The sequence below is a fragment of the Syntrophotalea carbinolica DSM 2380 genome, from assembly GCF_000012885.1.
GTDB classification, from domain to species: domain Bacteria; phylum Desulfobacterota; class Desulfuromonadia; order Desulfuromonadales; family Syntrophotaleaceae; genus Syntrophotalea; species Syntrophotalea carbinolica.
Window position 1 is genome coordinate 3,166,854 of sequence record NC_007498.2, and the last position, 24,499, is coordinate 3,191,352.

At 56.1% G+C, this 24,499-nt stretch carries 19 protein-coding genes and 1 pseudogene; 8 read left to right on the plus strand and 12 right to left on the minus strand.

The genetic code is table 11. The features are described 5' to 3' along the window. Window positions 1-66: 66 nt before the first annotated feature. The gene (locus PCAR_RS14745; protein WP_011342491.1) at window positions 67-1,014 is read right to left on the minus strand and encodes a YbgA family protein; all 948 of its coding nucleotides are present in this window, start codon (window positions 1,012-1,014) and stop codon (window positions 67-69) included. A gap of 191 nt (window positions 1,015-1,205) precedes the next feature. On the opposite strand from PCAR_RS14745, the gene corA reads away from it, so the two are divergent. From corA to PCAR_RS14770, 5 genes are read left to right on the plus strand one after another with little or no spacing between them, the layout of a single operon-like run. Next, the gene (corA, locus tag PCAR_RS14750) at window positions 1,206-2,309 is read left to right on the plus strand and encodes a magnesium/cobalt transporter CorA (RefSeq protein ID WP_200858972.1); all 1,104 of its coding nucleotides are present in this window, start codon (window positions 1,206-1,208) and stop codon (window positions 2,307-2,309) included. Continuing rightward, window positions 2,306-4,651: an ATP-binding protein gene (locus tag PCAR_RS14755; protein WP_041531407.1), complete on the plus strand. Its 2,346-nt coding sequence runs from the start codon at window positions 2,306-2,308 to the stop codon at window positions 4,649-4,651. Before corA ends, PCAR_RS14755 begins: the two co-directional genes overlap by 4 nt. Before the next feature lie 15 nt (window positions 4,652-4,666). Further along, window positions 4,667-5,479 (plus strand): mechanosensitive ion channel family protein, encoded by an 813-nt coding sequence (locus PCAR_RS14760; protein WP_011342494.1) that lies wholly within the window; start codon window positions 4,667-4,669, stop codon window positions 5,477-5,479. A 12-nt stretch (window positions 5,480-5,491) separates the two neighbouring features. Next, on the plus strand, window positions 5,492-6,964 hold the full coding sequence (locus PCAR_RS14765; RefSeq protein WP_011342495.1) for a deoxyribodipyrimidine photo-lyase: 1,473 nt from the start codon (window positions 5,492-5,494) through the stop codon (window positions 6,962-6,964). Beyond that, a complete protein-coding gene (locus PCAR_RS14770; protein ID WP_011342496.1) occupies window positions 6,955-7,674 on the plus strand; it encodes an MBL fold metallo-hydrolase in 720 nt (239 codons plus the stop codon). Before PCAR_RS14765 ends, PCAR_RS14770 begins: the two co-directional genes overlap by 10 nt. Window positions 7,675-7,809: 135 nt before the next feature. Here the strand turns inward: PCAR_RS14770 and PCAR_RS14775 are convergent, their stop codons facing one another. From PCAR_RS14775 to murI, 7 genes are all read right to left on the minus strand, one after another. Further along, the gene (locus PCAR_RS14775) at window positions 7,810-9,183 is read right to left on the minus strand and encodes a sigma-54-dependent transcriptional regulator (protein WP_011342497.1); all 1,374 of its coding nucleotides are present in this window, start codon (window positions 9,181-9,183) and stop codon (window positions 7,810-7,812) included. A 34-nt stretch (window positions 9,184-9,217) separates the two neighbouring features. After that, complete coding sequence (locus PCAR_RS14780) at window positions 9,218-10,153, minus strand: transketolase family protein (protein ID WP_011342498.1); 936 nt, start codon at window positions 10,151-10,153, stop codon at window positions 9,218-9,220. A gap of 104 nt (window positions 10,154-10,257) precedes the next feature. Further along, window positions 10,258-11,079 (minus strand): transketolase, encoded by an 822-nt coding sequence (locus PCAR_RS14785; protein ID WP_011342499.1) that lies wholly within the window; start codon window positions 11,077-11,079, stop codon window positions 10,258-10,260. Window positions 11,080-11,168: 89 nt separating this feature from the next. Further along, window positions 11,169-11,615 (minus strand): hypothetical protein, encoded by a 447-nt coding sequence (locus PCAR_RS14790; RefSeq protein ID WP_011342500.1) that lies wholly within the window; start codon window positions 11,613-11,615, stop codon window positions 11,169-11,171. An 88-nt stretch (window positions 11,616-11,703) separates the two neighbouring features. Continuing rightward, complete coding sequence (locus PCAR_RS14795; protein ID WP_011342501.1) at window positions 11,704-14,109, minus strand: homocysteine S-methyltransferase family protein; 2,406 nt, start codon at window positions 14,107-14,109, stop codon at window positions 11,704-11,706. Between the two features lies 1 nt (window position 14,110). Then, a complete protein-coding gene (locus PCAR_RS14800) occupies window positions 14,111-14,704 on the minus strand; it encodes a GerMN domain-containing protein (RefSeq protein ID WP_011342502.1) in 594 nt (197 codons plus the stop codon). Between the two features lie 48 nt (window positions 14,705-14,752). Beyond that, window positions 14,753-15,553 (minus strand): glutamate racemase, encoded by an 801-nt coding sequence (gene murI, locus PCAR_RS14805; RefSeq protein ID WP_011342503.1) that lies wholly within the window; start codon window positions 15,551-15,553, stop codon window positions 14,753-14,755. 179 nt (window positions 15,554-15,732) lie between these two features. Between murI and PCAR_RS14810 the strand changes: the two genes are divergently transcribed. From PCAR_RS14810 to PCAR_RS14820, 3 genes are read left to right on the plus strand one after another with little or no spacing between them, the layout of a single operon-like run. Beyond that, window positions 15,733-16,065, plus strand: coding sequence for a hypothetical protein (locus tag PCAR_RS14810; RefSeq protein WP_011342504.1), 333 nt, complete (start codon window positions 15,733-15,735; stop codon window positions 16,063-16,065). A gap of 23 nt (window positions 16,066-16,088) precedes the next feature. Further along, on the plus strand, window positions 16,089-17,072 hold the full coding sequence (locus PCAR_RS14815) for a 2-hydroxyacyl-CoA dehydratase family protein (protein ID WP_011342505.1): 984 nt from the start codon (window positions 16,089-16,091) through the stop codon (window positions 17,070-17,072). Then, window positions 17,069-17,851 carry an acyl-CoA dehydratase activase gene (locus PCAR_RS14820; protein ID WP_011342506.1) on the plus strand — a complete coding sequence of 261 codons (783 nt, stop codon included), beginning with the start codon at window positions 17,069-17,071 and terminating at the stop codon, window positions 17,849-17,851. Before PCAR_RS14815 ends, PCAR_RS14820 begins: the two co-directional genes overlap by 4 nt. A gap of 275 nt (window positions 17,852-18,126) precedes the next feature. Here the strand turns inward: PCAR_RS14820 and PCAR_RS19095 are convergent, their stop codons facing one another. From PCAR_RS19095 to PCAR_RS14835, 4 genes and pseudogenes are all read right to left on the minus strand, one after another. Beyond that, on the minus strand, window positions 18,127-18,471 hold the full coding sequence (locus tag PCAR_RS19095; RefSeq protein WP_281047830.1) for a hypothetical protein: 345 nt from the start codon (window positions 18,469-18,471) through the stop codon (window positions 18,127-18,129). Between the two features lie 9 nt (window positions 18,472-18,480). After that, a pseudogene (locus tag PCAR_RS14825) lies at window positions 18,481-19,452 on the minus strand (IS481 family transposase); the annotation flags it as partial. Between the two features lie 87 nt (window positions 19,453-19,539). Then, window positions 19,540-22,269 (minus strand): type III restriction-modification system endonuclease, encoded by a 2,730-nt coding sequence (locus PCAR_RS14830; protein WP_011342508.1) that lies wholly within the window; start codon window positions 22,267-22,269, stop codon window positions 19,540-19,542. Window positions 22,270-22,395: 126 nt separating this feature from the next. Beyond that, window positions 22,396-24,054, minus strand: a complete 1,659-nt coding sequence (locus tag PCAR_RS14835; protein WP_011342509.1) for an RNA-binding domain-containing protein — start codon at window positions 24,052-24,054, stop codon at window positions 22,396-22,398. Window positions 24,055-24,499 lie beyond the last annotated feature (445 nt).

Here is a 24,499-nt window from a genome sequence, read left to right on the forward strand (position 1 = left end):
GCGATTATGGAGCGGCACCCAGCCCTATTGCAGCAGACTGTCAATTATCCCAGATTATCGTTTTCCTTACACGCCGCTACGCAAATGCAGTTCCATCGGATGGGGATGCAGGTAGACCTGCTCGTCAAGCCACGGCGGCTGATATTTGCGCACATAATGATTGAGCAGTGCCAGGGGAACAGCCAGCGGCACCGTGCCGTGTCGATACTGATCGATCAGTTGCAGCATTTCCTGCTTTTCGTCATGAGATAATTGTCGTTTGAAATAACCCAGGGCGTGCTGCAGGACATTGCTGTGTTTAGCGGGGGTGGTCAAAGTGCGCACCGCCTGCATGAGCAGCTGCTTATAATCACGGAGAATCTCTTCTGCCGGCACCTCGCCTGCCCGCCCTACCAGGCGCCCCATTTGCCGTGCCAGCTCCACGCTATGCGACATGAGCAACAATTTGTGTCGGGCATGAAAAGCGACCAGTTTCTCAGGCGTGGCACCTTCGGTGAGGAAATCGCGCCAGCGCCGAAACGTGAAAATGGCCTCGATGAAATTTTCACGCAGACGGATATCGTTGAGCCGACCGTCCTCTTCCACCGGCAGCATCGGAAAATACTCCATGAACAAACGGGCAAACAATCCGACGCCGTTTTTATTCGGCACCCCGCGACGATCGTAGAGTTTCACACGCGCCATACCGCTACTCGGTGAGCGTGCCTTGAAGATAAATCCGCATAGGTCTTCTTTTTCGAGTTCTGCGAGTCGCCTCTTTGCCCAGCTCGTCATACGCTCGGTCACATCTTCGCCACTTTTGGAAAACACCAGCCGCGGCGAGTCGGCGTCACCCACCAGACGCAGAGTCTGACGAGGGATCGGCAGCCCCATCTCCACTTCGGGACACACCGGTACATAATCCACAAAATACCCGAGGGTATCGCGCAAAAAGCGATCGAGCTGATGCCCCCCATCGTAGCGAACATTCTGTCCCAGCAGACAAGCGCTAATGCCAATCCGAATTTTTTCCATGGGATCCTCCGGCAGCAGAGTAGACAGGCACACCAATACGGCCGAAGACACATGCCCACGCTACAAACCGCGCAGCCATGGCCTGCCCGCCGCCCAAAACCTTGAACCAAAATTAATAGATGCCAAATGTATCTTATTAAGTTAAATTCTAACAGATAGCCCCCTATCGCCAAGTGTCACAAGGAGAAGCCATGCGAAGGCCAAAACGACCTCAGCAATCGTCGACGGTATTGAAGAAACTGCTGCATAAAACCTCTCTTAAAGCGGGCAAGGCGCCAGGCACTTTGGTGCATATCGGCAAACAACGGGCTGAACCGATCCATATAAACCTGATTCATTACGACCCTGAGCACCTCAACCAAAGGCAACTTGCTTCGGCGGAAGAATGCCGCCCCCATCGCGACGGTCCCGGTATCAGCTGGTTCGACATCGACGGCGTTCACCAACTGGATGTCCTGCAGGATATCGGCGCCGCTTTCGATCTGCACCCGCTGGTGCTGGAAGACATTGTCAATACCACCCACCGGCCCAAGGTGGAGAGTTTCGACAACTACTTATTCATGGTGCTGAAAATGTCCCAATTCGATAGCAGCAGCGCCAGCGTAACCACGGAACAAGTAAGCCTGATCCTGGGGCCCGACTATGTACTGTCCTTTCAGGAGCAAAAAGGGGATGTTTTTGACAGCGTGCGGCAACGACTGCGCAACGGCAAAGGTCGTTTGCGCAAAATGGGCGCGGACTACCTGGCCTACGTTCTACTGGATTCGCTGGTGGACAGCTATTTCGCCGTCCTGGAATCTCTCGGCGAGGAGATCGAGCGTCTCGAGGAGGATATTATCGCCCGCCCGACTCCCGACACCCAGTCGCGCATTCACCATTTCAAACGTGAAATGATCCTGCTGCGCAAGGCGGTATGGCCCCTGCGCGAACTCATATCGGGGCTGCAGCGCGAAGAATCTCCCCTCCTTTCGGATACGACCGGCATTTTTCTGCGCGATGTGTATGACCACACCATCCAGATCATCGATACGGTTGAAACCCTGCGCGACATCCTGTCGGGTCTGCTGGACCTGTACATGTCGAGCATCAGCAATCGCATGAACGAGGTCATGAAAGTCCTGACCATTATCGCCACCATATTCATCCCACTGACCTTCGTTGCCGGAATCTATGGCATGAACTTCGAGTACATGCCGGAGCTGCACTGGCGCTGGAGCTACCCGCTGCTTTGGCTGGGGATGATTCTCATGGCCGGCGGCATGTTCATCTTTTTCAAAAGGAAGCAGTGGCTGTGAACCCATCCGATTGCCGGAACTATCTGCAGCGGCTTGCCGCCCGGGACAGGTTTTTGAGCACCGTGGATCAGCAACCGCAACTCGATGCCCTGATGCGGGATCTGTCCGCCGCCATCGACGAGGCCCTTGCCCAGGGCCATACCGACCTGGCCGCCATCGACGAAAGCCTGGACAACGAACTGCTGGAGGTTGCCGGCAACCTCGCCAGCAGCAGGGAGCTGCTGACCAGGGCTTTCGAGCAGGTACGCAGCGCCTCCCCTTTGCAAAGCGAAGACCTCGTCCAGCTATCACGCACCATCGAAGCGCGCATCTTATGGTTGTATGACCGGGTGCGGGTACGCCAGGAACGCAGTTTGAATCAGGTCCGTCCCCAAAATCGGTCCTGGAACAAAATTTTGCAGCACGTTGCCGAGGCCATAGATCATGCTTTACGCAACCAACCGGAAGAACTGACGCTGATCCGCGACCGCCAGCAGCAGCAGGAACCAGGGGGCCGAAGTATCTGGCAGATCGAAGCCCCCCCCCTGATACAAACCGCATGTACCGGCAGTTCCCGCCTGACAACGCGCCTGACATTTGCACGCTTGCGTTATCGACTGGGTCGGCGTTACCAGATCCTGCAGCCGGTGGTACAGGACGCTTTTACCCGACACCGCCCCGCCATGCTGCAGCCGGATCAAAAACCGCTCGAGGGGGACTATGTTCAGCGTCACGAGCAGGTTAGCCATGATTTTTCCGATATGTGGCGGGGGCTGCGCTTCAATCTCGAAACGGCGGCTGAAGACTGTCATCGGCTTGCCGCCCAGGCTGCAGGCGACACGGTGGATTCCGGCCAACTCCAGCAGCAACTCACCGAAACAGGCAAACTGGTGACGGAGGTCCTGGAACGCACCGAACAGCAACTTGCGCCTCTTGCCGATCCCCTCAAAGAGCTGTCACACCAACTGTTGGAAAGACTCGAGAACGAATGCAGGGAAATGCTGGATCTTATCCCTAAAGATCTGCAGCGGGTGTTAAGCCGGGGGGAACGCCTGACGCATAAACGCCGCCGTCTTCTGCGCACATGGCGACGCAACTATACGCAGTTCCGAAAAGACCTGCAGCCCCTCATGGCGCGTCTTGATCTTATGTGGCAGTTCCTTGTTCAAGGAATCATGGGGTTACGCCCCGGTGGGGACAAAATTGCCAAAAGCGAATCCATGCTGCGCAGCATCGCTGACCTGCCGACTCCGGAAGCCATCCTGCAGCGAGCTGGCGAACTGCCGCCGGTATGTCGCCGGATGTTCACCAGTGGCGCCCTTAAAAATCGCGAATTCATGATCGGCAAAAATAAAGATCTCGATACCCTGCGCGAGCTGTTCAAGCGGTGGCAGGAAGGGCTTCTGTGCAGCATCGCGGTAACCGGACCCGACGGCAGTGGCAAGACCTCTCTGGTCAATTGTTTTCAAAGCGAATTGGGTACACAGTGGCCGGTATTGCGCTTTTCCATCGACAGCCGGCTTACGAACGAACCCCAATTATTAGAAGCCTGCCGGCAATGGTTGGAACTGGCAGAACCTCCCGCCGATCTGGATGCCGTGGAAGCGTATCTCAACAATCTGCCGCGCGGTGTCATCATCGTGGAAAATCTTCATAATCTGCTGCTGCGCACCGTCGGTGGTCTGGATGTCGCGCGGGCCTTTTTGCGGCTGGTTCTGGCCAGCCGTCACCGTCAGCTGTGGGTGGTAACGGTTCGAAAATACCCCTGGCATCGCATGCGCTACCTGCTCACCATGGATCGCTACTTCACGCACCAGGTACATACCCTGTTCAACAGTCAGTCCGAAATCCGTGATGCGTTGCTGCTGCGCGTACACACCAGCAGTTATCCTGTAACCTTCCTTAATGGCCAGGAAGAGGCTATCAGCCAAAAACCGGCCACCGGCAAAGACGAGCAGACCAGCCGGCAGGATCGGTTTTTTGCCGATCTGTTTGCCGCCACCCGCGGCAACATGCAAGCAGCCCTCTATTACTGGCTGATGAATCTGGAATACGATGAACAGCAACAAACTTTACTGGTAAGCCCCATGGGCAAAATCGATTACGGTCCGCTGCGCTCCCTCGATCGCGCTCAGCTTTACGCCCTGGCCGAAGTCATTGCCCACGGGGGGCTGAGCATCTCCGAACATGCCACTATTTTCGGCGGCAGTTCACTGCAAAGTCGCATGCTTTTGGACCATCTGGCCCAACTCAACCTGTTGCAGTATCCGCATGAACAGAACCCGACAGCAGCCTATCAGCTCAACCCGCTGTTTTTTGCACCGATTACTTCCTTATTGGAATCCCGCAACATCATCCAATAGTGCCGTGAGGATGCGATGAACGACCTACAACTGCCGGAGCTGCCGCAATTTATCGAGCAATACCTGTCTCGGGAGCGATTGCTGTGGATCCTGCTGGTTATCATACTGACTGCCGCTGGCTTATGGCTGACACGGCGTCTTCTGCAAAGCCTGGCAAATCGTTTCAGCCGTCACCGGCTGCTGATATCCGGGCTTTATCCGGTGCTGCGGCTCCTGGCCTGGATCGGAGCTTTAGCCTATATCCTTTTCGTGATTATTCACCCTCCCCTCAACACCCTGCTGGCCATATCCGCCTCTGCCGGCCTGGCCATCGGCCTTGGCGCCCAGGACCTGGTCAGAAATATCCTTGCCGGCATCCTCATCCTGTTTGAGCGGCCCTTTCATGTCGGCGACATGATCGAGGTAGGCGAACATTACGGCGAAGTCGTCAATATCGGGCTGCGGGCGGTTCAGATACGCACCTTTGAAGACTCGATAGTCACCTTTCCCAACAGCCTGGTGCAGACCGGCGCAGTCAGCAACGCCAATGCAGGACAGTTAAACGAAATGGTGGTGGTACATTTTCACCTGCCGTCTTCGGTACCTATCGCTCCGGTCAGACAGATCGCCTGGGAAGCTGCGGCCTGTTCCCCCTATGTTCAGCTGGACAAGCCGATCACGGTACTGGTGGAGGACCATTTCGATTTCACCTTTCTGACGCGCTTCACCATCAAGGCCTACGTGCACGAAATCCGTCTGGAGAGGGTGCTGGCCAGCGATATTTCCGAGCGCATCAAAACCGCCCTGCAGGAGCGCGGATGGGTAACGGATCCCCGTGCCGAGGGCTAGGAGACTCGTAGCATGCCGAGTTCTGACGATATACGCATCGAAGTCCTTATACGTCGTCCACCCCGGGCAGACGGTCGCTATATCCTCTACTGGATGAACGCCACGCGCCGTTTAAGCTGGAATTTTGCCTTACAGCGGGCCTTGTCATGGGCCAGGAAACTGGATCGCCCTTTGCTGGTGGTGGAAACCTTGCCCTGCGACCATCCCCACGCCAATCTGCGCCATCACGCTTTTGCCCTTGACGGCATGGCCGATAACGCCCGTTACATGGCCGACCATCCAGCGACTTACTATCCGTTTGTCGAGGATCAGCCCGGTCAAAACATCGAACTCATCGCCGCTCTCGCCAAGCATGCCTGCGTGGTCCTCTGCGATCTGCGCCCCTTGCGCGAATCGCTCGGCGAAACGGAACAACTGGCGGGCAGGCTAAGTGGGCGACTGGAGCGTGTCGACAGCAACGGCATACTGCCCTTACTGGCTGCCGACCGCGAATTCACCACCGCCTATAGCCTGCGGCGCTTTTTACAACGGCATCTGCTGCCGCACCTGCTGAACATGCCGCTGCCGGAACCCCTGGCCGAACATACCCTGCCTCCGTGCCCTGCCGTGCCGAGTGCCATTCGAAAACGCTGGCCGGCCGCCGACCGCCAACTCCTTACGGAAGACCGCAGCCGCCTGCATAACCTGCCCATCGGCCAGAATACCCCAGCGGTGCCAACCAAAGGCGGTAGTGAAGCAGCCCGAAAGGCACTGGACCTGTTTTTGCGTGAACACCTCGACCTTTACGTTGCTCACCGCAACCAACCCCAACGGGACGTAACCAGCGGCCTGTCCCCTTATTTGCGCTGGGGGCACATATCAAGTCATGAAATCGTTCAGCGGTTGCTTGACCGGGAGGGCTGGCATCCATCCGACCTGGGGCTGGAAACACGGGGCCAGCGCAGCGGCTGGTGGGGCGTGGGCGCGGATGCGGAAGCGTTTCTCGACCAACTGGTTACCTGGCGTGAACTCGGCCACCTGTTCTGTTTCAAGCGGCATGACTATGACCGAATGGAAAGCCTGCCTGCCTGGGCGCAAACCACCCTGCAGGACCATATGCAGGATCCCCGTCCCTACCTGTACAGTCTTGAGGAGTTTCAGGCCGGCCGGACCCACGATCCGCTGTGGAACGCCGCGCAGATGCAACTGGTGAGGGAAGGTCGCCTGCATAACTACCTGCGCATGCTGTGGGGCAAGAAGATCCTGCAGTGGAGCCCCACCCCTGAGCTGGCATTAGCCACCATGATCGAACTCAACGACCGTTTCGCCCTGGATGGTTGTGACCCCAACTCGTACAGCGGCATAGGCTGGGTGTTGGGACGCTTTGACCGGGCATGGGGTCCGCAGCGCCCCGTTTTCGGCAAGATTCGTTACATGAGTTCGCGCAACACCGCACGCAAGGTGGCCGTGGATAAATACATCGCACGTTATACGCCATGCAGCTGACCTTTCACGGCACCCTCAGCTCCATCGCCAACGGCAATACCCGACATGCCCGCCAGAGTTTGCTGGAAATCGCCTACGGTGGCCGCCGCCTGCTCATCGACTGCGGACGGGATTGGCTGGGAGGTCTGCCGATTATCGACCCTGTGGCCCTGTTGTTGACCCATGCCCATGACGACCATAGTGGCGGACTGGCTTGCGGGGCTCCCTGCCCGGTCTATGCCGCGGCTTCCACCTGGGAAAAAATCGCCGACTTTCCGCTACACCAAAAGGTGTGTGTCCCCCTGCAGCAACCCTTTTATATCGCTGGTATCCGCATCGAAGCCTTCGCCCTGCAACACTCCCCCCGTGCGCCAGCCGTCGGCTACCGCATCCAGGCGGGGCGCAGCGTCGTATTTTACTGTCCCGATGTCGCGCGCATTCCTTCACAACGTCAGGCACTGCAAGGTGTGCAGCTCTATATTGGCGACGGCGCCGCGTATCGGCAATCCCTGCTGCGGGTTGAAGATGGCAGGCTATGTGGACATGCGCCGCTATCGGCTCAACTGCAGTGGTGTGCCGAAGCTAAAATCCCGCGCATGCTGGCCACTCACTGCGGTGCAGAGATCATCGCCAACGAAAACCAGATAACACGCCAGCTGCAAACCCGGGCACACAGGCTCGGCATCCAGGCTGGTATCGCCCACGACGGTATGCTCTTGAAGTTGCCCTGATAGCTGCATGCCTTGTGATCCGAGCCGTTTTACTTCCGGCGTTCTAGTACAAAAGACCAACGATCCATGACGCACCATAAAAAAACGGCGCTGCATGTAGCCAGCGCCGTTTAAAGTGTATCCACTTGGTCTTTTTTACATAAACCCGAATTTTTTCATGCGATAGCGAAAAGCATCGATCCCCAGGCGCAGCAGCTTGGCAGCCTGGGTCTGATTACCCTGGGCCATTTCAAGCGCCTGGCGAATCAGTTCCCGTTCGATATCCTCGATATCGACGCCCTCGGGCGGAAGCTGGAAATTGAGAGGTCCGATGTTGTCGCCCACCGATTGCGCCACCAGCTCACGAGGCAGGTTTTCCACCAGCAACTGCTCCTCGCACTCGAGAATCACAGAGCGCTCGATGACATTTCGCAACTCGCGGATATTGCCGGGCCAGGAGTATTCCAGCAGAATCTTCTGGGCCATGCGGGAAATCCCGCGCACCTTTTTATTGAATTCCCGGTTGAACTGACGAATAAAGAACTCGGCCAGAGGCAATATATCGTCACGCCGCTCGCGCAGCGGCGGAATCTGCACGGGGATAACACCGATACGGTAGTACAGATCGGGGCGGAAGGATTTGTCTTCCATGGCTTTGTGCAAATCCCGGTTGGTGGCCGAAACGATGCGCACATCCACCTTAATATCCCGTGTGCCGCCTACCCGCCGGAAGGTGCGTTCTTCAAGCACACGCAGCAACTTGGCCTGCATGGCCGGGTCCATATCGCCAATTTCATCGAGGAACACGGTGCCGCCGTCGGCCAGCTCAAACAGGCCCTTTTTCACATTCTTGGCGTCGGTAAAGGCCCCCTTCTCATGCCCCATCAGTTCACTTTCGAGCAACGTCTGGGGCACGGCGGCACAGTTGATGGCCATAAACGGCTGAGAAGCCCGGGCACTCTGATAATGGATGGCACGGGCCACCAGTTCCTTGCCGGTTCCGCTTTCTCCCTGGATAAAAACCGTGGCGGCATCGCTACTGGCGATCTTGTCCACCATTTCCAGCACCTGCCCCATTTCCCGGCTGCAGGCGACAATGGAAGGCTGATCGTAACACCCGCCCTTCTGACTGCGCAGACAGGCCAATTCCTTGCGCAAGCGAATGTTCTCCAGCGTACGCTGCACCACGGCCGCCAGTTCCTCGGCGGATATCGGTTTACGCAGATAATCGCCGGGGCCGTTGAGCAAGGTGGTCACGGCCTGTTCGGATAGCTCCCTGCCAGTAACCACCACCACCGGACAAGCATCACCGAGGTCGCTGACCTGCTCGAAAACATGCCAGCCATCCGTATCGGGCAACTGCAGATCGAGGATCACCAACTCCGGCGTTTTTCGGGCCAGGCTTTCGAAAGCCGCTTTGCCGGTACAGAGCTTTTCGACATGATGCCCCTGGTCACTGAGCATCTGCTCCAAGGCCTTTGCCAGAGTCTGATCAGCATCTACAATCAGGATGTTTGTAGGATGTTCCAACAGATCTTCTCGTCTTGGTAAGAGGCTCAATAAATCAGCGGATTTTACGCGTCAGCACACGTTCGGCGGACTCCACCAATTTGTCGGCGGTCAACCCGTAGTGTTCCAGCAGTTTGCCGGCAGGACCGGACTGACCGAAAACATCACGCATGCCGACTCTCTCGACGGGTACCGGACAACCTTCGGCCAAAGCCTCACACACCGCGCCGCCGAGCCCGCCGATCACCGAATGTTCTTCGGCGGTAACGATGGCTCCGGTTTCCCGGGCAGCGTTAAGTACCAGTTCCGTATCGAGGGGCTTGATGCTGCCCATGTGCAGGACCCGCGCCTCGATACCTTTGTCGGCCAGGGCCTGCGCCGCTTCCAACGCCATGGCGGTCATCAGACCGGTGCCGATAAAAGTAACATCCTTGCCTTCCCTGAGGGTCACGCCGCGGCCAATTTCAAAGGCACAGTCCTGAGGAAAAACAACCGGCACCTTGCCGCGCCCCAGGCGAATGTAAACCGGTCCGTCAAACGCCGCGGCTGCGCGAATGGCGGCGGCCGTTTCGGGGCCATCGGCCGGGCACAGTACGGTCATGTTGGGAAGGGATCGCATAATGGCGAGATCCTCTATCGACTGATGGGAACCGCCATCTTCGCCGACAGTGATGCCGCCGTGGGTGGCGACGACCTTGACATTCATGCGCGGATAAGCCAGCGACTGGCGAATCTGCTCAAAAGCCCGTCCGGCGGCAAATACCGCGAAGGTCGACGCAAAGGGGATCAATCCTCCGGCAGCCATACCGGCAGCCATGCCGACCATATTGGCTTCGGCGATGCCGGCGTTGAAAAACCGCTCCGGGAATTCCTTGCCGAACTGAGCTGTTTTGGTCGATCCGGACAGGTCGGCGTCCAGGGCAACGATTTTAGGGTTCTGACGACCAAGCTCCAACAGGGCCTGACCATATGCATCTCTGGTTGCAATCATGATCTATTTCGCTTTCTGTTAAACCATCTAGCGGGCAAAATATCGGCTAATTGAATTGTCGATGGGGTTCATCCGGCAAAACCTGCCTGCCGGCTGAAAACCACCTACGCGCCCAGCACCTGAAGAGCCACCTGCAGCTCCTCGTCACTCGGGGCAACGCCATGATATTTGGCTTTATTTTCAAAAATCGATACGCCTTTTCCTTTAACGGTCTTGGCGACGATGACGGTCGGGCGGTCAGACACCTCGGCAGCGGCAAAGGCCTGGCCCAGGGAAGCGACATCGTGCCCGTCCGCTTCAATGACATGCATGTTGAAGGCAGCAAATTTGGCCGCAACAGGTCCGACGTTCATGACATCTTCGGTAAAGCCGTCGATCTGCAGACCGTTGCAATCGACCACAATGCACAGATTGGACAGTCCGTAATGGGCGGCGCTCATGGTGGCCTCCCAGATCTGCCCTTCCTGCAATTCACCGTCACCAAGCAGGGCATAGACACGCGTATCGCGCCCGGCGACCTTGTTGGCCATGGCCAGCCCTACCGCCTGGGAAAGGCCCTGGCCCAGAGAACCGGTACAGACTTCGACACCGGGGGTTTTTCGCATATCCGGATGCCCCTGAAGATGGCTACCGAGCTGCCGCAAAGTGGCGAGATCTTCCTTAGGGAAATAACCGGCCCGCGCCAGGCAGGCATAGAGCGCCGGCGCCGCATGCCCTTTGGACAAAACGAAACGGTCGCGTTCCGCCCAGTCGGGACGGGAGGCATCGTGTTTCATCTGCTGAAAAAAGAGAACGGTCATGATATCGATGGCCGACAGGCTGCCCCCGGTATGGCCGGATTGGGACTGGTGGAGCATTTTCAGAATGTCCACCCGCAACTCCCGAGCAGTCTGCTCGAGCTTTTGAACGGCTTGTTCGCTCAACATTGTTACTTGCTTTCCTTTCGTGAATAAAAATCGGTCCCGTCCCCTGGCGCGAATAACGGCACAGGCCGCCACCGATAAGGGACAGGCGATTACGCTTTGCTATAACGGGGGTCGTTGCCAGCCAGATAAGCAAACACCAGCTCATCGAGCGTACCGGCCTCCGACAGCGCCGCATCGGCCGCGGAATCGGCCACCTGTTGATTTTGTTTTGAAATCCCTGAAGCGCCGGGAGGAGTACTGGAAGGGGCGTCGGGTTGTGATTCGGGCTCCGCGGAAAAGCCGGCTTTGGCGTCAAAGCTTCCGGTCCGCAAGCGGTTCAGCATCTCTTTATGCTGAACCTTCATGCGTTCCTCGACCTGCGGCCGATAATTTTCAGTGCCAAGAAGATCCGCATACGTGGTTTTGCAGGATCCCAGGATCGTGCCGCCCTCATACAGCAGGGTCACGATCTGAGGATTTTTTGGGCCCCCGTCCTCGGTCTGGACATGGAACACCCGTCCTTTGTAGCGAACATTATGATTAAATCCGCCTACCATGATTTCCTCGCATATAAGTCCGAGTCGGAACAAAGGCCGCTTATAGTTATCACAGCCGCTGAGTGGGTGCAATAGTCATGAAGTCGAATCAATGCTCCGCAGCCAGCAGTTTTTTCGCTTTGGCCACCGCCTCCAGCGCATCCGCCGCATACATGTCGGCGCCGATCTCATCGGCATACTCCTGCGTGACGACCGCCCCGCCGACCATGGTGAAAACCTTGACCCCGGCAGCCCGCAGACGATCCACCGTGACACGCATTTGCTCGATGGTGGTGGTCATCAACGCTGACAGTCCCACCGCATCGACCTTGAGCTCGACAGCCTGTTCCACGATGCGGTCCGCCGACACATTTTTACCCAGGTCGATCACTTCGAAGCCGTGGTTTTCCAGCAGCGTGCACACGATATTCTTACCGATATCGTGAATGTCGCCCTCCACCGTCGCCATCAGGATGCGGCCCAGGGAAGCGACCGATGCACCTTGCATCTCCTGCTTGAGACGGCCAAATGCGGTCTGCATGGTTTCCGCGGATTGCATGACCTGGGGCAAGAAGACGCGGTTTTCGCCGAATCGGCGCCCCACCTCTTCCAAACCGGGGAGCAACCCTTCGTTGCTGATGGTCGCCGTATCCAAACCTTCAGTCAGCGCCTGTTCGACCAGGGCGACCACACCGTCTTTATCCCCCTCGATCACCGCGGCGGCCAGGCGGTCGCGAATACCCGTCGGCGCATCCTGCGGGGCCGCAGCTGCAGGGGCGGCGCTGACATCGGCATAGGCGGCGATGTAGCTTTCGGCCCGTACATCCTTGCCGAGCAGCACCATGGCCGCCAGGTAGGCATCCATCATGCGTTCATCACGGGGATTGATAATGGCCGCCGACAGTCCGGCATCCAGGGCCATGGCGAAAAACACCGAGGAGAGAACCGGTCGGCACGGCAGGCCGAATGAAATATTGCTGACGCCCAGCGCCGTCGGCAGACCGAGTTCGTCGCGTACCAGCCGCAGAGTGCGAATGGTTTCCATGGCCCGTTTCTGTTCCGCCGAAACGGTCAGGGTCAGGCAGTCGACAACGATATCTTCGGGTGCCAGGCCAGCTTCCAGAGCCGCGTCGCGGATACGTCGCGCCACCGCCAGGCGTTCCTCGGCGGTTTCGGGGATCCCCGATCCGTCCAGCGCCAGGGCAATAACAGCCGCGCCATACTTTTTGGCCAGGGGCAAAATGCCCTTCAGGCTCTTCTCCTCACCCGATACGGAATTGATCAACACCTTGCCGTCGGCGACCTTCAGGGCCCGCTCCAAAGCTGCGGGGTCCGAGGAGTCGAGAACCAGCGGCACCTGGGCCACTCCTTCGACGGCCAATACGGCACGTTCCAGGGCGGCGGGCTCGTCAACACCGGGGGCACCGCAGTTGACATCGAGCAGGTGCGCGCCGGCTGCCACCTGCGCCTGCGCTTCGCGGCGGATATAAGCGGTCTTGGCTTCGCGCAGTTCCTGAGCATAAGCTTTACGGCCGGTAGGATTGATCCGTTCGCCGATGATGGCGCAAGCCGCTGGCCCGCCGATTTCGACCACGCCGGTGCGACTGGACAACAGACAACGCCGGGCAGGCGGCGTCCAGTCCTGCTCCGTACCCTGTAGCGCTTCGCGCATGGCACGGATATGGGCCGGCGTTGTGCCGCAACAGCCACCGATGACCCGCACACCGATATCGAGCAACTGCTGGTGGTAGACCACCATGTCTTGCGGGGTGGCATTAAAAACCGTCTGTCCATCGATCAGTTGCGGCAGACCGGCATTGGGCTGGGCGATCAAAGGCGTTGAGCAAACGCTGCGCATACGCGCCAGCATCTCGTAGATACCCTCTACGCCAAGCCCGCAATTGGTACCGATGACCGTCACACCCAGGGCCTCCAGCGTTACCGCGGCGGCTTCCGGCGAAGTACCCAGAACACTGCGCCCTTCGTTTTCAAAGGTCATCAGGGCCATGATCGGCAGATCGGAATATCGGCGACAGGCAATCACCGCCGCCCGCAGTTCGGCGATATCCAGAAAGGTTTCCATGGTGATCAAGTCGGCGCCAGCCTCGGCAAAGGCCCGTACCTGCTCACCGAAAACTTCCACCATATCATCGAAATCGGCATCGCCAACGGGTCGCAGAAACCGCCCCGTCGGTCCGATGGAAGCCGCCACAAAGCGATCCGGACCGGCGGCATTGCGCGCCAGGACAACGGCACGGGCGTTGATTTCATGGACCTTGTCTTCCAGGCCGTAATGGGCGAGTTTGGGGCGACTGCCACCGAAACTGTTGGTGACGATAATATCCGCACCGGCATCGGCATACTCCCGGTGCACCGCTTCCACCACATCAGGGGCGGTAAGGTTCATTTCTTCCGGGCAGCCGCCGGCTTTGAGGCCGCGTTCCTGAAGCATTGTGCCCATGGCACCATCCAGCACCAGTACGCGCTGCTTGATTGCGGCGATGAAATCGGCCATGCTATGGATTCTCCTGTTGGGTCGAGGCCGCGTCCTCGGCGGACGGGCCGGCAAAACGAAAATCGGCGGCAAGCGGCTGACGCAGGTCGACGTGGCCCTTAAGGGTTTCCACCGCCTGTCCCTCTACCAGAATGCTTACCTTGCGGATATGGGGAAGGTTAACGGCCAGGGTATTGACCAGCCCGTAAACCGTCAACAATTCGGACATGCTGCCACCCGGATGAGCGGCAATCAGATCTCTATTGAAGTCGAGAGTTGCGATGCCGTCCTGCTCACTATAGCCGGTCAAGACAGTTCCGGCCGGCAGCACGGGAATCAAGTCGCCACGGGACCCCTCACGAAGAGCCTGAACGATCTCCGCCACCAATGTCCCCTCATCACCGTCCGTAACTTCACGCGCTTCGGCCACCAGGCTGAAACCGTCCTGGCTACCGAAATACAGAATCACTTCCCTGCGCGGCAGGCCCTCAGCCACCCCGGGCTCATTGTCAACCGTTCCCGGCTCCCGGTTTATGGCGTAGTAGGCAATCGAACCGGCCACCAGCACGATCAGAATCAGAGTTGGAATCAGATACCGACTGATATAACTTTTCATGAGCCATGCTCCATGCCGGGGACACCCGCCCGCGATGTATCGGGCGCCCTAATCGAGAGATACCTGCTCCACTTTGGGCAGTGGACAACCCAAAAACTCCCCACCGACCCGTTGAAAACGCTCAGGCACATCGGTGACAAAAAACTGCGGAGGGATAGCCTCCCCCAATGGCCGCACATGCGATAACTGTTGCAACCGGTCGGCCACCGCAATCGCGGTTTCCTCGGCAGAATCGATCAGCATGACCTGCGGCCCGAGAACCTGCTGCAAAACAGGCTTGAGCAAAGGGTAGTGGGTACAGCCAAGCACCAGAGTATCGATGCCGTGATGGCGCAAAGAACCAAGATACTCTTCGGCCGCAAGTCGGGTTACGGGATGATCGAGCCAACCTTCCTCCACCAGCGGCACAAACAGCGGGCAATGCAGGGCCACCACATCGGCATCGGGTGCCAGTTGTTTGATGGCCAGGGTATAGGCTCCGCTTTTAATCGTACCTTCGGTGCCGATAACGCCGATGCGCCCGGTGCGCGTCACCGACACGGCACGCCTGGCGCCGGGCTCGATAACACCGATGACCGGCAGTTTGAATCGGTTTTCCAGATCCCCCAGCGCCACCGAAGATGCGGTATTGCAGGCCACGACCAGCATCTTGACCCTGCGCCGGGTCAAAAAGGAGGCGGCCTCCAGGGCGTAGCGCCTTACCGTCGCGGGGCTTTTGGTGCCGTAAGGCACCCGGGCCGTGTCCCCCAGGTAAAGAACCTCCTCACCGGGCAGCAGACGCTGGATCTCTTTTAGAACCGTAAGGCCTCCGACCCCGGAGTCAAATACACCAATCGCCCGATCCGGCACCGCTTTTCCCCTCTTCTGTGCAATGTGGTCAAAAGGGCTATACTAGGTTCAACCGAAATGCAAAGTCAAGACGCATCGCTATTTTTGGCTTGGGATAAAACAAAGCCTCTGGTATATTAGTAATTCGTACTTTTCGGACCATGGAGTTTGTGATTGCCCCCGGGAAAGGATACCCACCGATGAACCTTTCAACAGCCAGGGAATATCTTGAAGCACTGCGCACCGAAAATATGATGGAGATGCTGCGCGAGGTAAATCTTGGCGACCTCATCTACAACCCCTGGTTTTTGACGGTTCTGGGGCTTATTTGCCTGGTGGCCATTCTCCTTAAGCGGCAGGCCCTTTTCTTTCTTATACTTTCAACGGTGGGATACGCCTGCGTCATCGACTACACCCTGCAGGAAAAACCGGCCATCGAAAGCGCCGGCAGCCAACCGGTGCTGGTTTTTGCCGGCGGCGGCGTCATCCTGGTCTTTCTTATTATCTACTACCTGTTCTTACGACAGGATTAAAAAGGCATATCTAAGCATTCAATATGGTCGGATTCACCACTACCATCCCTCTGGAAATCATTATCGCCGCAGGCAAGCGCCCCGTCGATCTGAACAATATTTTCATCACGGACCCCAACTGCCATACCCTCATCGACGAAGCGGAAATGGCCGGGTTCCCGCGCAATTGCTGCGGCTGGATCAAGGGACTCTACAGCGCGGCACTGCACCACAATATCCGTGAAATCATCGCCGTCACCGAAGGCGACTGCTCCAATACCAAAGCCTTAATGGAAGTGTTGCAGCTGCAAGGTATCACGACGGTGCCCTTTGCCTACCCCTACGACAGGTCCCGGACGACGCTCGAGCACGAAATCCATAAACTCGCGCAGCATTTCGATGTCACCCCGGCCCAAGCCGACGAGGCCTGGCACTATCTCAACGGCATCCGCGCGCACGTACACGAAATCGACCGCCTGACCTGGGAGGAAAATCGCGTTACAGGCGAGGAAAACCACTTCTGGCAGGTCTGCACCTCCGACATGAACGGCGACCCTCAAAGTTTCCAACAACAGGCGAAAACCTTCCTGGAAGAGGCGCGTCAGCGTCAACCGCTGCCGGACGGTCTGCGACTGGCATACATCGGCGTGCCGCCGATTTTCACCGACCTCTACGCGGTTACTGAGGAACTTGGCGCACGCGTGGTTTTCAACGAAACGCAACGGCAGTTTTCCATGCCCTACCGGGCTTCGTCGTTAATCGAGCAATATCGGCACTATACCTATCCGTACGATGTCTTCGTGCGCCTTGACGATATCGAAAAAGAACTCAGCCAGCGCCGCATCGACGGCGTTATCCACTATGTGCAATCGTTCTGTTTCCGTCAGATCGAGGATCTTATCGTACGTCAGCGCTTAAAACATCTGCCCATCCTCACCCTCGAAGGAGACCGTCCCGGGCCCCTCGATGCACGCACCCGCATCCGCCTGGAAGGCTTCGTGGAGATGGTTAAAGCGAGGCGCTCATGACCGGTATCGGCATCGACTTGGGTAGTCGCCAGGTTAAATTCGCAGCCCTCGACGGGCAAAACATTGCCTGGCTGAAAAGCTACGACACGATCCCCTTCTACAAACGATACGCCAGCCGCTGTGACGACCGCCTGCTGCTGGCCTATGAGGATTTGGGCCTGCTGACTCCGGAACAATGGCAGAGCACCCCCCTTACCGCCACCGGGTACGGCCGTAACACCATTAACCTGAGCGGCGCCAACGTCATTCCCGAAATTCAGGCGCACATTGCCGGCGCGCGTTTTCAAACCGGACTGGAGACTTTCACACTGCTCGACCTGGGGGGACAGGACAGCAAGGTGGCGCGACTGGAAGACGGCATCCTCATCGACTTCCTGATGAACGACAAATGCGCCGCCTCCTCGGGACGCTATCTGGAAAACATGGCCAAGGTCCTCGACATCTCACTCGAAGAACTGGCCCGTCACCACCAAAACCCCGTGGCCCTCGATGCCACCTGCGGCATCTTCGGCGAAAGCGAGCTGATCGGCAAGATCATCGAAGGCCACTCGCTCGAGGCCCTGTGCGCGGGTGTCAACCAGACCCTGATCAAGCGGGTCGCACCGATGCTGGCCCGCTTTGCCCAGGACACCATCGTGCTTACCGGCGGCGTGGCCAAAAACCACGCCTTCGTCGCCCTGCTGCGCCAGTTCAGTTCGGCCGAGATCGTCATCCCGCCGCACCCCCAGCATAACGGCGCCATCGGCTGCGCCTTTCTGGCCGGACGCGAGCAAAAATAACGTACCGTCAATCAATAAACCAACGGGCCGCGGCATAGACTGCCGCGGCCCGTTGATTTTGCATCAATGGGATTTGCCCCCCCGGCAAAGGAAATCGACGACGCGGCATCTCCCTGTCGGGGACCAGAAACCGGCCCTGCTTTTACAGGATTCCCATAGATATTGAATGGCTTGAGCAGGCCCGCCTCCAGACAGAAAAACACTGACCTTTCCGCCACTCTACCCACAAATCCCGCAAAAGAGGCATCAAGTTAACCCCTTGCTTGCCGCAGTCCTTATCCCACCACTAATTCCATCAGTTTCCCGAAACTATCTACAACACTATATTTGACATGCTCGGGCTTTAATTTCTCATTCAAATTCTCAAAAAACCTTCGTGCACAATCGATCTTCTTTTCTTCCAAAGCTCGCAGTTGCATGGTGGACATGCTGCCCTTGGTTTCGGCGACGAAATAGACGTATTTAACCGAGCCTTCCTTGAAAGAAATGGCCCAGTCGGGGTTGTAGTCACCAACAGGCGTCGGGATCAGGAATCCGCGTGGTAACTTGGCGTAGACAACCACTTCCTTGCTGGTGTCCAGTTCCTTGACGAAGTCACGCTCCACCTTTGAATCGGTTATGGCGTAATTGTCAGGTCCCGCATGATTCCTGACCTGTTTACGGAAAAGTTTTGGTTTCTTTTTTTGCCAATCCTTCAGAGCTTGTATGGGAGTTTTATGCCCCAACGCTCGCTGAGGAATATGCTGGTTGTATAGATAACCATAACGTAACAATGTCTGCTCCAAATTTTCGGCGGAATCGAACCGGGTTGTTGCCAAAACCTCGCTGATGCGACCGTTGAATCGCTCAACCATCCCGTTGGTCTGAGGGTGGCGTGGAGGAATAAGCCGATGTTCAATACCATGCTGAACGCAGGTTTTGTCGAATACATGATTCCCTGTTGGCTTTCTCTCTCCAGCAGTGGAAAATCGATCCGTGAATGCCTTGTCGTTGTCGGTGAGCAATTTTTTGATCACAAATGGCGCTTTGGCTACCAGGCGATTCAAAAAGCCCTTTGCGGCTTGGGCGGATTTGCTCTTGCACACTTCCAGGTAAACCCAGCGGGTAGCACGGTCGATGCCTACAAACAGGTAACGCCGAGAGGTTTCGTCCGGCATCTGTGGCAAATATTTGATATCGACATGAACGAACCCCGGATCGTAGTTTTTAAATGTTTTGGGCTTGTTGTTGGCCGTTTCCTCTTTCGGGATCAGGTCCGCCAATCGGGATACCCCATGTCGTCGCAAACAACGGTCAAGTCCCGCACGAGAGACGTCAGCATTGACAAATTCCCGAGTGACGACCAGGAGATCATCGAGAGACAACAACAAAGAGCGACGCAACTCGATGACAACAGCTTCCTGGGCTTCGGTCATCGTTGTATTCAGTCGGTGTGCCGTATGAGACCGATCGTGAACATCGTCACGTTTGCGCCAGCGACGTACCGTGTCAATGGATATGCCCAGTTCTTTAGCTAAAGCCTTGTGCGATTTTTCCGACTCTTGGATATATCGTCGGATTTTCGGGGTCGTTGTGGCATTAGCGTGTAACCGTATCGTCATGTCAGACTCCTTTAGATTTCACCGCAGAGAATATCAAAAAGCATATCCCGAGCTAAGAATAACGGGAAGCTTTTTCTGCTAATGGAATCATCCGGGACCCAACACGTAATCGTAAATGTGGTTTTTGAGCTTCTCGCTCGCTCGGGTGAAATCCTGCTTGGTTTGTGCAGCGGTAAAAATGTCGGCGTCATGCACCTCGGTAGTTTCGTCGTAACTGAGCCGCTTAATAATGACGGATGCCTTCTGCTCTTTGATCAACCGAGACGCTTCCGAGATGAAGTGTTCCGGGTTGGTTTTAAATTGGCCGAATGCGACAGCCTCAATGCCGCTGAGAATTTCCGCGACCGTCTTGCGTTTCAGTTGAGTGTTTTCGGCAAGCTTTCCAAGAAGGTCGTACTTCACCATGGAGAGAACCGATGCATTATGCGCTTCGGTCGATGTATCGCTAACAACGAAGCCCTGCCCTTTTTTGAGCTGCTCGTCGGTCAGGTTGGCACTCTGGATTCCAGCCTGAATCCTGTACTGCAGGGGCGTGATCCTCAGATCCTGGTTCAAGGCCGCGACACATTTCCGAACCAACTCATCCGAGTCAAAATCGACCCGGTATACCGCCTTGCGATTGATTCGACTCCAGAGTTCCTGGAACTCCTTTTTCTTGAAATTGTCATTCAGAGGATTGGTTTTTGGGCCTCTGTCGTCTTCTGGTTTGGGCAGCAGCGCATCACTGAAGACGCTATCGACTAAGAGGAAAATTTGATCGGCATAAGGAGCCAACTCATCGGGGAGTTTTGCCAGCTCGCCGTTGCCTTTGGCCGCATGGTATTCCTCCGTAACCTGGTCCGCATCGTCGGTGTAATCATTCTTGAGCAGGTAGCGATAGAGCTGCTTGGCCATTGCCGGCGTGACTTCCATCTGGCCGGATTCGGTCGTCAGGATTTTGCCCGTAAAGTATGCTTCGTCCGCCTTTCTCGGGCGTGCAGACAACGAATCACTGATTTCCTGCTGCAAATTGGCCACAAAGTCTTTGTAACTCTCGCTGGCAACCACCGAAAGGACGTTGATGTCATGGACAATGGCAGGATGATCCATGCGGTCGCCCTGCTCATTGACGCACAGCCGTAGCCCTCGGCCAACCTCCTGACGGCGCGAGATGGTATTGTCGCTGTGCTTGAGCATGCACATGACAAAAACGTTTGGATTATCCCAGCCCTCCCTTAATGCGGAGTGGGAAAAAATAAATCGAGTCGGCTCTTCAAACCCCAGCAAGCGTTCCTTGTCTTTGAGAATCAAATCATAGGCATCGACATCATCCGACAATCCCGCATTCTGGCCACGCGTTTTAAATTTAGGGTCCTTGAACTGCTTGGTTTTCTTGTCGATGGCGAAGTACCCGTTATGAGTCCGTTCAGGCAGGATGTTATCGAGATATTTGCGGTATTCTTCGTTGTCGAATACCAACTCCCCAAGGGTCTCCTGTTTGAGCAGTTGATACTCCTCCTCGAAGATGCGCGCATACTCCCCTTTGTCATCCGTCTGATCGTAATCTCGATATTTGGCAACTTCGTCGATGAAAAACAGCGACAGGACCTTGATCCCCTGGGAGAAAAGCTTCCGCTCCTTTTCCAGGTGCGCTTTGATGGTTTCGCGGATCTGTATACGTCGAATGGTTCCTTCCGTCACGTCCCCCGTTGCATCTCCAGCCCGCAACTCATGGCCGTTAGTGAACTCAACGGTATCCTTGGTAGCGTCGATTTGGGAGATAACGAATCCGCGGTATTGGTCAAGCTCATTGCTCTGGGCGAAAAGATCCGCCCCTTTTTCCAGCCGGACGATCCGCCTTCGGATTCCACCCGATTTGAGTTTAACCTCCAGTTCAATACGAGCCACTGGGGCTTGTTTCGAGATTTCGATCGACTCCAGATAAAGATAGGCATTGGTTCCGGCCAAGCCCTTGACTGTAATGCCCCGCACGGCAATCTTTTTCACCAGCTTCTGGTTGTAGGCATCCAGAGCATCGAGGCGATGGACCTTGTTGTGGGTGGTGCGATGGGTCGCGGAATAGCGCAAAATCATCAAAGGGTTGAATTTTGCCAGAGATTCCAGCGTAGCTCTCCCCTCCATTTTCTGTGGCTCATCCAGGATCAGAATCGGCCGGTTAGCGGCGATAACATCTATAGGCTTGCGGGATTGGAAATCGTCCAGTTCATCATAAATGCGGCGATTGTCGGCGCCGCGTGATGCAAACGCCTGGATGTTGATAACCATGACGTTGATGCCGGCGTCAGAGGAAAAGCTTTCCAGGTGATGGAGCTGTTTGGAGTTGTAGATAAAGAACCGGGCTTTCTTTCCGTAGTTCTCGGTAAAGTGATCGGCGGTTATCTCCAGCGACTTGTAGACCCCTTCCCGGATGGCGACGCTCGGGACGACCACGATGAACTTGGACCAGCCGTACCGCTTGTTCATCTCGAAAATGGTTTTGATGTAGCAGTAGGTCTTACCGGTGCCGGTCTCCATCTCGACATCAAGGTTGATATCGCACCCCGCGCTTTTCACCAGCGAATTGGACATAAACAGATTCTGTCGCCGCTGGACGGCACGGATATTGTCCAGCAACTGAAGACCGGATAGCTGGATATCAGCGTTCTTGAAACCCTCAACCTCAAGCAGACTGTCCTGCCCCCTGCCGGCCTTGTCTTTGACCATGCCGGGATCGACACGGTACTTGATTCGCGATGTATTCACCTGCCCGGCAAAGCAATCCACCACCGCCTCAACGGCGTTGGTCTGATAGGGCTGGACTTTGAACTTGAGTTTCATGGCAATATTCTTTCTGCATTGATTCTGAAAAAACTGTGTTTCTATTTAAGCGAAGTAAAGGCAAGTGCTTGTCTTCACTTGAATTTTCAATGTTTCTTTCTGCATTTATTCTGCAAAGAGTCAATTTTATTCTGCAATTACCCACTCCGGACATTTTTTGGAACCATCGTTACGGATCACTCCGGACCTGCGTAATTTGGTCAGCAGATTGCCCACCTTTTTTTTCTTCTGATCCGCATCCAGAGCCTCGCTTAACTTATCCAAAAGCAGCTTGTCGATTTCCTCCCGGGAGGCTTTACCAAACTTTTTCAGGTAGTCGGTAATCAACTTGCAGTAATAGTCGTCGTCCTGCGCCCGGGTCCTGATGTAATCGGCTTTGCTGGCTGTCACTTTCGCTACCGATGCGGATACGTGCAGGTTCGGTTTGCGACCCTCGATAAGACCATCTCGACGCAATTGCCTGATCATCCCGTCGGAGAGCGGCAGTCTCTTCTGCACGCGGTCCAGGGCCAAAATTTCATCGAGCGGCAAATCGGTCTTCTGGATCAGCAACCGACTGTATGCCGGGTCCACGACACTGCCGTAGAGTGTCATCTTCACCGCCGCCGGTTCGTTCAAATCGTAATCCGGCATGGGAAAGTAACGTCGCGCCTGGCCAATATGCATGGTGTAAATACCGTACCCCATGGTGTCGATCATGTTCAGCTCGGCCATGGCCTGGGCCAGAAAAGGATTGCGATAACGCCGAGGCGTTTTTTCCCCGGTTGCATAATCTTCCGGCGTTCCTTCGAAGAAACCACCTTCGTTTTCGAATATCAACTTGTCGGGGCGTTCCGTCACCAGAATTCGGCCATTGCGAGTGTAATCCTGATGGGCGATGCAGTTGTGCAAGGCCTCAAGAACAACCTTTTGGTCGTACTTCGCCACCTCCACGGCCAGCAGCGCATCATCCGGCAGAATCCGCAACTGGATATTACGAATCTTACGATAAAGGGCGGTTGTATTCAGCAGGAAGGGTGGGCCAAAATGCTCATAGGCCCGCTCGGGACCTTCGAGTTTCCAGGTCATTTGGACCGGGTGGGGCGAGAGCAGATAGGCCGATTCCTGCTTGCCTAACATAAGGATGGTCGTTCGAGTTAACTTGCCGTCCTGGGTCAATTTGGCTCGATCAAGAAAGGTCGGTAACGACCAATCCATGACGTCTTCCGGGGGGAAGCGGTTGGCGTACTTGCGCGCAAAAGACTCACGCGCTTTTTGCAGTGCCTGGTCATCAAGGTGCTCAAGGGTCGCTTCCGGAATGATCTGCGCCGACCAATCGGCAGAACTGGTTTGCTGGCGGATTTCATCCAGTTTGTCCAGCCCCAGGTGGGTCAGACTTTCGCCTGCTCGGGCATAGTAATGTCCCTTCCAGGCGATGGGCAGGCCACGAGGCGCGGCGGGAATTTCAAACAACACAACCCGTCCGCCCGCATCCTGCAATTCAAAAATATTGCGGAAGGTGAGACTCGGCTCGGTATTTTCAGCCATCTGCATCTTGGTGCTTTGCAGCCGCTCCGGCTCTGGACGGTAGTCGCTACCCACAACTGTCCGTGTTTTGTTGTTGACCCCAAAGACCAGCCAGGCTTTTTCCGTCCCACGCAGATTGGCTTCGTTGGCCAGAGCCGAGAAATACTCGCCGATTCTGTTGGTGGAATATTCGTTTCCGGCCTGTTTGAATTCGACCACCTCGTTTTCCCAGGTCGAGATCAAGGATGTCAGCAAGGCTTGCAGTTTTTCCTGAGTCATGGCGTTTCCTAAATCGATTTCACTTCAATACCCGGGGACATCTGCCTAAATTGATCCCTTGCGGATAGGCAACGATAGATCCTCACCCCAGTCCAATAACAATTTGTTGGTTTTGGCGTATCAAATTCAAAACCCTTACCAAAAATGGAGTAAATTTCCTTTTCAGCTTCATCGGTGTGACCACCCTTTTCATGTAGCAACCATGTCCATGGGGCTGCACCCTCCTCTTCAGACAGGAACCGAACAACCTGAGATTGGGAGCTGTTGTCTCTACCAAAATAGATCCTGCCAGCAGCTTAAAGCTTATTAAACCCGGATTCAACCATACTCCAACATCTCCCTTCAGGTGCTTGTGGACACCCCCTGTTGAAGTAACATCTCATACATCTGATTTGGCCGAAATCTCTGGCAGTCATTAGGATACCACGCCAACGTCCAAGAGGAT

Excerpts from the sequence above, each read along its gene's own strand:
- PCAR_RS14795 (WP_011342501.1), bottom strand. The coding sequence starts at position 14,109 with ATGGCCGATTTCATCGCCGCAATCAAGCAGCGCGTACTGGTGCTGGAT.
- PCAR_RS14745 (WP_011342491.1), bottom strand. The coding sequence starts at position 1,014 with ATGGAAAAAATTCGGATTGGCATTAGCGCTTGTCTGCTGGGACAGAAT.
- PCAR_RS14810 (WP_011342504.1), top strand. The coding sequence starts at position 15,733 with ATGAACCTTTCAACAGCCAGGGAATATCTTGAAGCACTGCGCACCGAA.
- PCAR_RS14765 (WP_011342495.1), top strand. The coding sequence starts at position 5,492 with ATGCCGAGTTCTGACGATATACGCATCGAAGTCCTTATACGTCGTCCA.
- PCAR_RS14760 (WP_011342494.1), top strand. The coding sequence starts at position 4,667 with ATGAACGACCTACAACTGCCGGAGCTGCCGCAATTTATCGAGCAATAC.
- PCAR_RS14785 (WP_011342499.1), bottom strand. The coding sequence starts at position 11,079 with ATGTTGAGCGAACAAGCCGTTCAAAAGCTCGAGCAGACTGCTCGGGAG.
- PCAR_RS14770 (WP_011342496.1), top strand. The coding sequence starts at position 6,955 with ATGCAGCTGACCTTTCACGGCACCCTCAGCTCCATCGCCAACGGCAAT.
- PCAR_RS14815 (WP_011342505.1), top strand. The coding sequence starts at position 16,089 with ATGGTCGGATTCACCACTACCATCCCTCTGGAAATCATTATCGCCGCA.
- PCAR_RS14800 (WP_011342502.1), bottom strand. The coding sequence starts at position 14,704 with ATGAAAAGTTATATCAGTCGGTATCTGATTCCAACTCTGATTCTGATC.
- PCAR_RS14820 (WP_011342506.1), top strand. The coding sequence starts at position 17,069 with ATGACCGGTATCGGCATCGACTTGGGTAGTCGCCAGGTTAAATTCGCA.
- corA (WP_200858972.1), top strand. The coding sequence starts at position 1,206 with ATGCGAAGGCCAAAACGACCTCAGCAATCGTCGACGGTATTGAAGAAA.
- PCAR_RS14780 (WP_011342498.1), bottom strand. The coding sequence starts at position 10,153 with ATGATTGCAACCAGAGATGCATATGGTCAGGCCCTGTTGGAGCTTGGT.
- PCAR_RS14830 (WP_011342508.1), bottom strand. The coding sequence starts at position 22,269 with ATGAAACTCAAGTTCAAAGTCCAGCCCTATCAGACCAACGCCGTTGAG.
- PCAR_RS14835 (WP_011342509.1), bottom strand. The coding sequence starts at position 24,054 with ATGACTCAGGAAAAACTGCAAGCCTTGCTGACATCCTTGATCTCGACC.
- PCAR_RS14790 (WP_011342500.1), bottom strand. The coding sequence starts at position 11,615 with ATGGTAGGCGGATTTAATCATAATGTTCGCTACAAAGGACGGGTGTTC.